Origin of the sequence: Halorubrum halophilum (genome assembly GCF_000739595.1) — an archaeon.
Lineage (GTDB): Archaea > Halobacteriota > Halobacteria > Halobacteriales > Haloferacaceae > Halorubrum > Halorubrum halophilum.
The window spans coordinates 26037-37016 of the sequence record NZ_BBJP01000048.1 but is presented as its reverse complement, the minus strand read 5'-3'; the positions used below and the strand labels follow the sequence as shown (position 1 = coordinate 37016).

The 10980-nt window shown below is 57.1% G+C and carries 12 protein-coding genes and 1 pseudogene; 7 read left to right on the top strand and 6 right to left on the bottom strand.

Annotated elements, in window-relative coordinates; all coding sequences use genetic code 11:
* The 3 genes and pseudogenes from ACP96_RS19025 to ACP96_RS13805 all read left to right on the top strand — a co-directional run.
* Positions 1-244 (top strand): annotated as a pseudogene (locus tag ACP96_RS19025) (pyruvate dehydrogenase (acetyl-transferring) E1 component subunit alpha); the annotation flags it as partial.
* Positions 237-1265, top strand: coding sequence for an alpha-ketoacid dehydrogenase subunit beta (locus ACP96_RS13810; protein ID WP_050033741.1), 1029 nt, complete (start codon positions 237-239; stop codon positions 1263-1265). The pseudogene ACP96_RS19025 and the gene ACP96_RS13810, both read left to right, overlap by 8 nt.
* Before the next feature lie 35 nt (positions 1266-1300).
* Positions 1301-1549, top strand: coding sequence for a lipoyl domain-containing protein (locus tag ACP96_RS13805; RefSeq protein ID WP_050033740.1), 249 nt, complete (start codon positions 1301-1303; stop codon positions 1547-1549).
* A 267-nt stretch (positions 1550-1816) separates the two neighbouring features.
* Here the strand turns inward: ACP96_RS13805 and ACP96_RS13800 are convergent, their stop codons facing one another.
* Together ACP96_RS13800 and ACP96_RS13795 are read right to left on the bottom strand one after the other, a co-directional pair.
* Positions 1817-2611 carry an alpha/beta fold hydrolase gene (locus tag ACP96_RS13800; RefSeq protein ID WP_050033739.1) on the bottom strand — a complete coding sequence of 265 codons (795 nt, stop codon included), beginning with the start codon at positions 2609-2611 and terminating at the stop codon, positions 1817-1819.
* A gap of 48 nt (positions 2612-2659) precedes the next feature.
* Positions 2660-3085, bottom strand: a complete 426-nt coding sequence (locus ACP96_RS13795) for a DUF6884 domain-containing protein (RefSeq protein ID WP_050022895.1) — start codon at positions 3083-3085, stop codon at positions 2660-2662.
* 120 nt (positions 3086-3205) lie between these two features.
* Here ACP96_RS13795 and ACP96_RS13790 point away from each other — a divergent pair, with 120 nt between their 5' ends.
* Both ACP96_RS13790 and ACP96_RS13785 read left to right on the top strand, forming a co-directional pair.
* Positions 3206-4444, top strand: a complete 1239-nt coding sequence (locus ACP96_RS13790) for a hypothetical protein (protein WP_050033738.1) — start codon at positions 3206-3208, stop codon at positions 4442-4444.
* A 126-nt stretch (positions 4445-4570) separates the two neighbouring features.
* Entirely contained in the window at positions 4571-5038 is a 468-nt protein-coding gene (locus tag ACP96_RS13785) for a hypothetical protein (RefSeq protein ID WP_050033737.1), read from the top strand.
* Positions 5039-5150: 112 nt separating this feature from the next.
* Here ACP96_RS13785 and ACP96_RS18020 read toward each other — a convergent pair whose 3' ends face one another.
* Positions 5151-5309, bottom strand: a complete 159-nt coding sequence (locus ACP96_RS18020; protein ID WP_233139232.1) for a hypothetical protein — start codon at positions 5307-5309, stop codon at positions 5151-5153.
* A 136-nt stretch (positions 5310-5445) separates the two neighbouring features.
* Here ACP96_RS18020 and ACP96_RS13780 point away from each other — a divergent pair, with 136 nt between their 5' ends.
* Together ACP96_RS13780 and ACP96_RS13775 are read left to right on the top strand one after the other, a co-directional pair.
* Positions 5446-5808 (top strand): HVO_A0114 family putative DNA-binding protein, encoded by a 363-nt coding sequence (locus ACP96_RS13780; RefSeq protein WP_050033736.1) that lies wholly within the window; start codon positions 5446-5448, stop codon positions 5806-5808.
* 986 nt (positions 5809-6794) lie between these two features.
* Positions 6795-8069, top strand: a complete 1275-nt coding sequence (locus tag ACP96_RS13775; protein WP_050033743.1) for an AAA family ATPase — start codon at positions 6795-6797, stop codon at positions 8067-8069.
* A gap of 367 nt (positions 8070-8436) precedes the next feature.
* On the opposite strand, the gene ACP96_RS13770 is transcribed toward ACP96_RS13775, so the two are convergent.
* The 3 genes from ACP96_RS13770 to ACP96_RS13760 form a co-directional block, all read right to left on the bottom strand.
* Positions 8437-8961: a hypothetical protein gene (locus tag ACP96_RS13770; protein WP_050033735.1), complete on the bottom strand. Its 525-nt coding sequence runs from the start codon at positions 8959-8961 to the stop codon at positions 8437-8439.
* 155 nt (positions 8962-9116) lie between these two features.
* Positions 9117-9959 (bottom strand): ABC transporter permease, encoded by an 843-nt coding sequence (locus tag ACP96_RS13765; RefSeq protein WP_050033734.1) that lies wholly within the window; start codon positions 9957-9959, stop codon positions 9117-9119.
* The gene (locus tag ACP96_RS13760) at positions 9956-10876 is read right to left on the bottom strand and encodes an extracellular solute-binding protein (protein WP_050033733.1); all 921 of its coding nucleotides are present in this window, start codon (positions 10874-10876) and stop codon (positions 9956-9958) included. The genes ACP96_RS13765 and ACP96_RS13760 overlap by 4 nt, the downstream gene beginning before the upstream one ends.
* Positions 10877-10980 lie beyond the last annotated feature (104 nt).

The following is a 10980-nucleotide window of genomic DNA, read 5'->3' as shown; positions in this document are numbered from 1 at the left end:
CCAAAACATCTCTCACGTACTAAGGATCGAATCGGACCTACGCGATCACGGCGTCGAGGACGACGAACTCGCGGCGATGCGCGAGGATGCGGAAGCGCGGGTCGAGGAGGCGATCGCGTGGGCGAAAGAGCAGCCACAGCCGGACCCCGCGGACGCCTACGACGATATGTTCGTTAACCCGCCGTCGGGCGTGACCACGGAGGAACCGGAGTTCGAACTCGCGGAGGTGACCGCCGATGAGTGACACGGACGACGTCATCGACCGTGAGCTGACGATGAGTCGGGCGATGGTCGAGTCAATCGCCCACGAGATGCGCGACAATGAGGAGGTGTTCTACATGGGCGAAGACGTCGCCGACTACGGCGGAATCTTCGACAGTACCGAAGGTCTGCTCGACGAGTTCGGCCGCGATCGGATCATGGACGTGCCGATCAGCGAGACTGCGTATCTCGGCGCCGCTGTCGGTGCCGCTCAGGAGGGGATGCGGCCCATCGCGGAGCTGATGTTCGTCGATTTCTTCGGCGTCGCGATGGACCAGATCTACAACCAGCTCGCGAAGAACACCTACATGAGCGGCGGCAACGTGAACGTGCCGCTCGTCCTTACGGCCGCGGTCGGCGGGACATACAACGACGCCGCTCAACACTCACAAACGCTCTACGGAACATTCGCACACATCCCCGGATTGAAACTCGTCGTGCCGTCGACCGCGTACGACGCGAAGGGGCTGATGCACAACGCGATCCGCGACGACGATCCGGTGATGTACCTGTTCCACAAGCGGCTCATGGGCATCGGCTGGATGCCGGCGCCCGACGGCCCGAAGACGCCGGTTCCGGAGACCGACTACACGATCCCTTTCGGGTCAGCGGACGTCAAACGTGAGGGCGCCGATGTCACCGTAGTGACGCTTGGACTCCACGTCCATCGTGCGCTCGCGGCGGCGGAATCGCTCGCAGCCGCGGGTATCGACGCGGAGATCATCGACCTTCGGACGCTGGTTCCGCTCGACACCGAGACGATCGTCGAGTCGGTGCGAAAGACCGGGCGACTCGTCGTCGTCGATGAGGATTATCGATCCTTCGGCGTCACCGGAGAGATCATCGCGAGCGTCGCAGATCGCGATCTCGGTGCCCTTGATGCCGTCGAGCGGGTCGCCGTCCCAGACGTCCCGATCCCGTACGCTCGCCCGATGGAAAACGGAGTGATTCCGGATGTCGCCGATATTGAAGAGAGCGTCCGAGAGGTTGTCTCCGCAGAATGACCGATCGACGGCGAGTCGCTGACGGAGGTACAGGGATGCGGGTTGCGATTCGCGCAACCGGCGACTGGGAGGCGGATGTCGACGAGACAGAAGGCATCCTCGTCGATTGGTTCGTCCGTGAAGATCGGTCGATCGAGGAGGGTGACACCCTCTGTGAGATCCAAGTCGAAAAAGTGAGTGTCGACATTCAAGCGCCCGTGGCTGGGACACTCGATGAGGTTGTCGTCGGTGAAGACGATACATTCGAGATCGGTGACACGCTGGGGTGGATCCGAACGGAGTGACAAGCCTCCACACGGACCCGTCTCGAGAAAGGTCCTACTCTCGACGATTAACCAACAAAAAGCAACAGCAGCGCGATTTTGTTGGTTAAGTCGTCCGACCTGCTAGGCCCGGTGACGGTGGTGTTAGCGGGTTCCCCGTTTTGATAGACTCGAGGGCCCTAGAGAGGTTGTTGACTTCGGCGTCGTGGTGGTTGACCTCTTGAGGCATCACGGATTATCTATCGAACACCCCTCGTTGCCGCTGTAAAACCACAGTAGAGCGGTTTATCAGCGTGCTGTGATGAACGACGAAAGGACGTGATTGAACCGCTCAGGCTGCTCGAGAAACGGACAGTGACCACTATTGGAGAAGCGCTCAAGCTGGGCGTCAGGTGTCTTGTCGGCAACGTATTCGACACCACCATTCTCTAGCATCGTTTCGTCTTCACCAAGACACACGAGGGTAGGAACATCTACGTCGGGAACCACTTCCCGGTAGTCGCGTACTGATTGGTCGAAGAGAATCGCGCTCGTGATCGGTGGTGGGACTCGTGTGATCTCATCGAAGAGCATCTGTTCGACAGCATCTGGTTCATCCACGAGCATCTCGTCAATAAGGGACCACGCCAGGTCGTGTGGGCTGGTTTGTGCGAGCTCCATGAGTCCGCGAAGTTCATCAAAGCCGAATACACCGTGCTCGTAATCCTCTTGTTCAAGATCGAGTGGCTGTTGTTCGACACTCACGAAGCCCCGGAACCGGTCTGTCCCAAACTGGCGGACGTACTCCCACGCCACAAGCGATCCCATCGACCACCCGACAAGGACAACGTCAGAAAGATCCTGTGCGTCAAGGAACGCTTCTAGGTCACGGGCATACTGTGGGAGTGTATGGCCCGTTTCGGTCTTTTCCGAGCGACCGTGTCCTCGAAAATCGAGCGTGATCAGCTGATGGTCATCGCTGAGCGACTGCTGTTCGCTGAAGAATCGGCTACTCATTAACACGCCGTGGAGGAAGACAACTGGTACTCCGTCTCCATCTGATTCGTAGTACAACTTCGCCCCGTTGACCGATTCCGTTGGCATATTGGCAGATATGTCTAATAGCTGTTAGCTGTTATGACGGCGCCGTGTTCAAATGCGATCGTTGTACCACGCGAGGGTTTCACCGAACTGTAACCCGTCGGTCGGGACTGTGAATTCAACACTCGTCTCGGAAAGCAACGGTGTGAGTTCCTCGTGGTAATCTCGTCCAGCGTGGAAGACGAGCCGATTCCCGTCACCAAGCAGGCCTTCTTTGCGTAACTGCTCAAACACGGTTTCTGCCCACTCTCGCTTCGTATCCACAGACGCACCACTCAGCGTCTCATCATACGGTTCGATCGGGTCTCCGTCCGGATCGAGCAGATGGTGTTTCGCGGAGAGGATATACCACGCATCGTGATTTGCCTCGACGTACTGCCGTGCCTTCCTGAAAAACGCCGACTCAAGATACAGATTCTTCGGTTTCGCCGCCTCCTCACGCTTACTCTTTGTACAGCTGATGAGTCCGACTTCCATACGGGGCGGTTGTGTTGTCGATCCTATAATCGTATTTGATGAGCTGCCTGCCAACACGCTCTACGTACCGAGTGTCCCGATCCCCCCAACTATATCATCTGACCGTCAGTAAACAGGATAATGGCAGTCACGCTCGCTGAGCCAACGGTGCTTGCTGCCGCGAAAGACACACTGTATCCCGATATTGACACGAGCCCGGATCAGTACGCGGTCACGGAGACGCAGTTCACTCAATCCACGTGGGGCGGCTGGACCATTCCTGATTCGCTTCGTAACCGGCTTGCGCCGTATAACACGATCCGGCTCGCTGCCGGCGAACCCGACTTACTCGGCGTCGGGATGCCAGCCACTGATGTTCTGAACGGTGATGCGGCGACGAAACCAGTCACGGTGATCGAAGCGAAAGGTCACAATGCTGACCCGGCCGCCGCAGACGTCGCTCGCGGTATTACCCAGGCACACGCTCACCTTCCTGAAGTTAACCTCGGCTACGTCGCGGCACCGGCCACCAGCATCACCGACGCAGCACGCGCACAAGCGCGGAATCTTAACGTCGGTGTTATCGCTGTCGACGATACGGAATCGGCCCGTGTCGTCGAGCCCGCTCGGGTTACTGGGGCCGGTGAGTTCTCAACCACGATCGACGCGGTGCGACTACAAGCATCCACGCACCAGCTCACCGAGGGGAGCTTTCCGGTAAACCACCCGAAAAACTATCTGGGGTACGCGCTCGCGCTTGCTGCCGACGGCGACACTGACGCTGTCTACGCTGAAAATGTCATCAACGCCATTTCTGGTGGGCGACGCGGAGCGATTCTGTTGAACCTCGTCGACGATCAACCCAACGGGGACTCACTCACACACCTTGGCGCAGAAGTTGTGCGATTCGCCCGCAATCAACACGGTAGTGTCACGGCTGCGCTGGCCGAGTTCGACACGTGGACTGGTAGTCGAACACGGTTCACTGAGCTCGCTCCGCGATGGGCACAGCTCGCACGCTCTGTCGCTATCCAGTACGAGCCGACGCGACTCATCATCACCGCACTCGAACGGCTTCACGAAAACGGGGTCTCTGAGCCGACGCTTGCCGATGTCGCTCTGGAAGCTACGCGTATTAATCAGCCACTCGCCGTTGAGGTGTTCTTCACACAACATCGTCGTGATGCTGTCCTCACCGCTGACGGAGAGATTGCTGAATCAGAGCTTGCTGACCCTACCGTGTATAAATCTGGCATCCACTTCCAATTCAAGTATCAGCTCTACCACCTTGGCATCCTCACTACTGGTGGCACAGACGACAAGCAAGCCGTATTGAACAATCCGTGGCGTTTGGAGCATGCTATCGGTCTCTCTCGGTAACTGCCACCCAGTAAGTGTCTTCAGGCGTTGATCTTGGCACCTTCGGCAACTGGACTCCAGCAACGCTGGGACGTTCTCACCCCGCTACGATAGCTATAAGATAGATTCGCGTCCTCTGGGATTCAGATGACATTCTGCGCCGATTGTGGTGTGTTACTCGCACCAGGTAATGCCGAGGAATGCTGTGATAACTGCGCTCCGGATGGTGCTCCAACCGTTTCTCGTGAGAAGGGAGATCTAGTATCGTCGCTTGAGGGGCTTCAGTCAACAAAAAGCGGTCATATACTCAAGAAAGATGCGGTGAAGTGGCTCAACTCTCTCGACAAGCCCAATCAAGTGGAACTGAAAAGATCAGTTCTTGCGAAGCCGGCGGGGTTCGAAGGCAGCACTCACGAGACCGATATCTCGAACATTCGAATCTCCGGCGATGCGAGATTCGTGGAAACGTTCGCGGGCCTATTGACGTGTCTCCTTGATTTTGAGGATGACGAGACGCGTGTCGAGCTTAACCTGAGCCGGACGAAAGTTCGAGATACCAAGCAGTATACCGGGAACTATGCTCTCTATCTGTCGGTTGCTGAGCGGGGGAGTTGACCAGTTAATACATTCGCCTCACGGCAGGCTGTTGTTGTAAAGAGAATCGTAGCTACGATTCGCCCCCTCGTCGTCGACGTGATAATTGGTGACTCTACTTAAGACAACAATATCACTTGTCAACGACAGTCGCTTCCTCGGGGGGAGCGATCCCAATCTCGGCGGCACCGCGCTCGATCTCCTCAGGGGTCCTCCCCTCGGCCTCGGCGAGCAGCGCGGTGAGCTCCTCGTCGGAAATGATGTCGGTGTCGGCAGGGGTTTCGCGGCTCATGTCTTCTTCTACTTATTGCGAAGGAATAAACCGGGGTGATGGTTCACCACCGTCCGACCGCGACGGCGGCCGTCTTGGTGACCCGAGCACGCTGATCGACGCATAATCGAAATCCCAGCCCCACACTACAACAATCATGACCCGAACACTCCACGTCGGGATCAAGTCCGCGGATCGTAGCGGCCTCGAGGAACGGCTCGAAGCAATTGATGCCGGCGACGATGTCGAACCCAGCGAGCCAACGCTGTCGATCGAAGACCTCGAGACGTTCGGCCGCGTCTTCCGGTCGACCAACCTCGAACTCCTCGAAGCAATTGTTGAGCACGATCCAGAGAGCATCCGAGAACTCGCTCGCCTTATCGACCGGAATCCACTGGAGGTCCTCGACAACGTGAATGAGTTGGCGGACTACGGGCTCCTGGAGTTCGAAGAGAACGGCAGCGCGAAGCGCCCCGTCGTGTGGTACGACGAGATCGACGCGGACCTCCCGCTCATATAGGCGTCGGGACGCGAGCGCAAGGCGAACGCCTGAGCGCTGAGATACCGATGACTGACGATGTCTATCCAGAGAATTCCCGACCTGACTGATACTACCATGTAGACCGAGATGCCGACTGGTTCTACGTCGACGCCGAACTGACGTCAACGATCTCCCTTGGGCCTGCCACCGACGGGGAGCCAAGTGATGTCTGGTGTGACTGGTTCGTGTGTAACAACTATGTGGACTATTATCGAGAGATATTAGTTGGGTTATACAGCGGATTAGTTCTGTGAAATGAAGAGAATATATAATGTGAAAACAAACGGCGTATCGACTATGAGCGGACAACGAGAGATAATATCGGTAGCTCTCACACCCCATATTCGATATGAAATCGAAGATTGACGTAGTAGTAAGATGACTCTCACACACCGTCTTCGATATGAAATTGGTTCTTCCACAGCGAAAATTGCTCTAAATCTAATTTGTACGGTCTAATACGGCAGTATTAGTGTTTTGTTCGAGCATTTCATCTCGAAGAACCTGCTACCATTCCTCACGATGAAATCTCGTGGACGGTTTCGGATACAGTGTTTTTGTATTTCATTTCGATGACGGGGTGTGTGGATGGGGCCGATTTCTGGGTTAGATGGCTTCATATCGGCGGAGGGGTGCTCACTTCGAAGAAGATCTACTGCGGACAGGGCTCTGAGGTGGGATTTCATTTCGAAGAAGGGGTGTCTGTCTTGCTGTCTGAGATTTCATATCGATGGCGGGGTCTTCACTTCGAAGTTGGTGTGTGATGATATGAAAGAGGCAGGAAATTCATTTCGACGGAGGGGTATTCATATCGACTCTACCCCCTTCATTTCGACTCTACCCCCTTCATTTCGACAAAGGTTATTAGGGGTTAGATCACAATGACCGTTATGCAAGGCGACGAACCCGACTCGGGGCAGCCAGATACCGAGTCTGGTGGGTCACAAGAATCCGGATCATCTGTCGTGGATAGCATCCTCGATGGCGACGTACAGACTGTTTTCGAAAACAAGGACCTCGTAGACTCGAGTACGATTGTCGATCAGGATCGGATCTACGGCCGGGACGAGCAACTCGCTGCCGAAGCTCGGGCGTTTCGGGACACTCTCGATGGTGAGCGACCGCCGGATCTGCTTTTGTACGGTCCTAGTGGCACAGGCAAGACGCTGACAGTGAAAGCCGTCGCGAACAAAGTCAAAGAACGAGCTCAGGAGAGCGGTATTGAGTTTGACTTTGTGGCAGTCAATTTCAAAACGATGGAGTCTCACACGCTTGACCGCGCTGTGTGGAAGCTAGGCCACCAGACGGCGCGGAAAGCGGGCGTGGTTTGGGATGTCCCTCGGTCAGGTGTCTCGACCGATATGAAATACACCCGGCTCTACGAAATCGTCGACGATCACTTCGACTCACTCGTGTTCATCCTCGACGAGATCGACGCGCTGACCGGCAGTACGGGCGCAGACGAACCGGCGTACTCTCGACTACTCTATAGTTTGAGCCGAGTCATGTCTGAACAGCATGTTGATACGCAGCTGTCAACGGTGGTTGTCACTAACTACCCGAAGTTCCGCGAGAACCTGGACAGCCGGACTGACAGCTCCTACAATCCGAACGGAATTCACTTCTCGGATTACGACGCCAACGAACTCATCGAAATTCTCGAACGACGTCGAGATGCGTTTAAAAACGACGCCCTCGAAGACGGAGTAATTGAGATCGTGGCTGCGTATGGTGCTCAAAACGAAGGTGACGCGCGTCGCGCGATCGACCTGCTACGAGATGCTGGAGAGATCGCGAACCGGGCAGGCGATACGGTGGTAACGCAGGACCACGTCAGATCGGCAAACGACTCTGTGGTAAAGAATCGGGTCCTTGAGATCGTTGGCGGGATGTCTGTCCAAAAGAAACTATCTCTGTACGCTGCCGCACTTGTCGCGAAAGAGAATGAAGGAGCGGCTCCGAGCCCTGTGGTGTACGACATCTACAAAATTCTCTGTGAGGGAAGCGACATGGAGATCTACACACAAGAAACAGTCAACAGCCACATCAATAAGGCCGGAACGTACGGTGTTCTGGAAAGCGAACGGGTTAGTGGTGGATTCAAATCGGGTGTTCACTTGGTTTTCAAGTTCACCGAGCCCGTTGGGGCTGTTCTAGATACATTGAGCGAGGACGAGCGACTCCAAGAGATTCCTGCGAAAGAACTTGAGGAGGTCGTGAAGAGACAGTTGCGAGATTAGTAGTCCAGTCCGCACAGCCAGTTCGTACTCTTTCTCGACCGGCTGTTTCAGATGTCGTCCGAAATAGTTCGAGGTCCTCCTCATCGAGATAGGACTCAATATCCTCAATTGGGTGCCCATCCCGGATGAACTGTTTGTAGTCCTCAAACGCGTCGTCGCGACCAGCGGGGAGGATCACGATTCCGGTCATGCTTGAGTGGAAATCACTAGTGGGAATCAAATAATTGGCTACAACTCTATGGAAAGGCTCTTTTGAATTCCTCATTTGGTGATATATTCTCGGAGCCGTGCTGAACCCAGAGCGTGAGTCGGTTGGGTGGGTGGCAAACGTGCCCGCGGACACCGGCCCGTTCACGAGTCGAGACAGTTAGTGCCCACTGAGCCGACGGCGACGCTGGGAGGCCCACCCTGCGACCGCTCCGAGGGGAACGAGCAGGGCACCGACCAGCGGACTCCACGCAGTAGCGACGGTTCGAGTAACATCGACAGCAGTCCACAGCGGTTCCGGATAGAGCTGTATTGCGTAGTGTAACCCCTGCCCGGTAACGATACTGAGGAGGAGTGGAAACAGTAGTACGTACACTCCTGCCAGTATTGGGACGAGTGCCACGATTCCGAGGGCCATCGCGCTACCCACGAAGGCCCCCTGTTCCGGAGTAGATACCCGAGACATGACCCGTCGCCAGACGATTGCGCCCAGCACAAATCCCGCGACAAACGCGAACTGTGGCGCGTATCCGACCCAGTACTGCGCGTCTGGCGACAGCCGTAACGGGACAACCATCGCCACGATCAAATAAAGGAGGGAGGCGGCGAGTGCCGCCGCCGCCGTGACGACCCCGGCACCCATATCCCGCCACCACGTCACCGAGCGTTGCTGCCACGTGACCATACGGCCTTGAACGCTGCGTGGGAATATAACTGAGCGCAACCGGTCTGTGACAGGTGTATCCTCTGTATCTCGCACGCCGATTCTATCAGCTCTTAAGGACTTCAACAGAGCCGCAGAGTCGCATTTGAGGGAACACTCGGACCTGTACCGGTGGGTCATTCTATTGAGTTCGAGGCTTCTTGCTCCACCACGGTCGGCACCCCGGCGAACCGCTGTACCGTAGCGACCACAACGAGCGTGACCGCCAACAGCGCGAGTGCGAGTGGAACAATCGCGTCGATGCCGCCGGCGATAAAATCGACCCAGATACGTGTGGGTATCGTTCGAGGATTGTACGCGACCATCATCGTTGCGCCGAACTCACCGATGGCCCGCGAGAACGTGAGTATAATGCCTGCGACAATCGCTCGTCTCGCAAGAGGGAGCGTCACGCGTCTGAACGTGGCTATCGGCCCGCACCCGAGTGATCGAGACGCCTGTTCAAGCCGCTCATCAATTGATCCGAATCCAGCGCGGGAGGTAATCACGACGAACGGCGCGGCAACGAACGTCTGTGCGAGCACGATGCCGACGAGACTATCCGTCAGCGGTAGCCCGACCTGCGCCGCGGCCGCTCCAATCGGTGTGAACCGCCCAACCACACTGAGCAGCATCGCCCCGCCAACGACCGGCGGGACGACGAGTGGAAGCACGACCAGCGCCTCAACAAGTCGCTTCCCTGGAAACGTCTTGCGTGCAAGGACGTACGCGAGCGGAACGCCGAACACGGTCGAAATCGCGGTAGCGACGGGCGCGGTGAGGAGCGAGTTCCGGACCGCCGTCCGGCTCGTCGTCTGTAGCAGGGTCTCAACGACGGGAACCGATCCGGTTCGGCCGAGGAACACCACGAAGGGGAGCGCGAAGTACACGAGCAGAACCACTCCGAGAACTCCAAAGACCAGCAGCGGGGGTACACGTCGTGATTTCGTGGCTGAGCGAGTTACATCAACAAGGCTCATTCGCTGCTCACCTCGATAGGAGCCTCTCCATGCGTTCTCGGGAATTCCTCCGTCTCGAACCCGTTCTCACGGAGAGCCTTATCGGCGTTCGCAAGGAATCTGACGAATTCGCGCCCGGCGTTCGGCGAGTCCGCACTTTCGAGCACCGTCGCGTTGTACACGATCGGCGCACCGGTCGCCGTGTACCCGTCGTCCGTCGTGTATGAGACCTCCGCGTACCGGTCGGCATACTCCGGGTTCGAGAAGTTGTACGCGTCCGGGAACGAGTGAAACGGAAGCCCGTGGTCCGCGGCCATGTTCCGGTAGACGACCGCGGCGGCGCGGTTCCCCGTTTCGACGCCGGCGAGCAGCTGTGGTTCCTCCGGCTCCCGATAGGCGGCCTCGGTGACGGTCTCGGCGAAGCCGTCGAGCCCGTGTTCCCGCTCGGCGAGTCGAAACGCGTGGATGGCGCGGTATCCGAGGGGATCAAGATCGGGATCGCTTATCGCGAAATTACCGCTGTCGGCCTCACGCGCAACCTCATACCACGGATCGCCCGCATTTAGTCGTTCCTCGAACCGTGTGTCGGGAGCGTAGGCAATACCGACAGCGTTGGACGCGAATGAGACGTCCCACGTCGAGTGAGTGCCGTAGAGCCGGTCGCGTAATAGCTTGGCGTCAGCGCTCACGACAACGTCAGGGTACTTCCGGTCGTCCTCGACCATCCGCATCACCGCGTTGGTGCCGTAATATTCCCCGCGAACGGCGAGTCCCGTCTCCTCTTCGAACCGCTGTCCGAGGTGTTCGTCGAGGACGACCGCGAGGCTCCCGGCGGCGAGAACGGAGACAGAATTGCCGCTACCGAGGCAGCCAGCAGCCCCGACTCCGCCCCCGGCCGCGAGTGTCGCGAGGACCGATCGACGGGATCGCGATTGCATAGGAAAGCCTTCAGACACCAGTTGAATATAACCTTCTCAAGTTACTACTTCGTGAGAAGTAACTGCTTAAGATTATATTTCGACAATATCCAAGTTATTCGCGG

What these genes read in the sequence shown, in the direction of transcription:
- ACP96_RS13795 (WP_050022895.1), bottom strand. Translation starts at nt 3,085, where the DNA reads ATGGAAGTCGGACTCATCAGCTGTACAAAGAGTAAGCGTGAGGAGGCG.
- ACP96_RS13790 (WP_050033738.1), top strand. Translation starts at nt 3,206, where the DNA reads ATGGCAGTCACGCTCGCTGAGCCAACGGTGCTTGCTGCCGCGAAAGAC.
- ACP96_RS18020 (WP_233139232.1), bottom strand. Translation starts at nt 5,309, where the DNA reads ATGAGCCGCGAAACCCCTGCCGACACCGACATCATTTCCGACGAGGAG.
- ACP96_RS13810 (WP_050033741.1), top strand. Translation starts at nt 237, where the DNA reads ATGAGTGACACGGACGACGTCATCGACCGTGAGCTGACGATGAGTCGG.
- ACP96_RS13785 (WP_050033737.1), top strand. Translation starts at nt 4,571, where the DNA reads ATGACATTCTGCGCCGATTGTGGTGTGTTACTCGCACCAGGTAATGCC.
- ACP96_RS13765 (WP_050033734.1), bottom strand. Translation starts at nt 9,959, where the DNA reads ATGAGCCTTGTTGATGTAACTCGCTCAGCCACGAAATCACGACGTGTA.
- ACP96_RS13805 (WP_050033740.1), top strand. Translation starts at nt 1,301, where the DNA reads ATGCGGGTTGCGATTCGCGCAACCGGCGACTGGGAGGCGGATGTCGAC.
- ACP96_RS13770 (WP_050033735.1), bottom strand. Translation starts at nt 8,961, where the DNA reads ATGGTCACGTGGCAGCAACGCTCGGTGACGTGGTGGCGGGATATGGGT.
- ACP96_RS13760 (WP_050033733.1), bottom strand. Translation starts at nt 10,876, where the DNA reads ATGCAATCGCGATCCCGTCGATCGGTCCTCGCGACACTCGCGGCCGGG.
- ACP96_RS13800 (WP_050033739.1), bottom strand. Translation starts at nt 2,611, where the DNA reads ATGCCAACGGAATCGGTCAACGGGGCGAAGTTGTACTACGAATCAGAT.
- ACP96_RS13780 (WP_050033736.1), top strand. Translation starts at nt 5,446, where the DNA reads ATGACCCGAACACTCCACGTCGGGATCAAGTCCGCGGATCGTAGCGGC.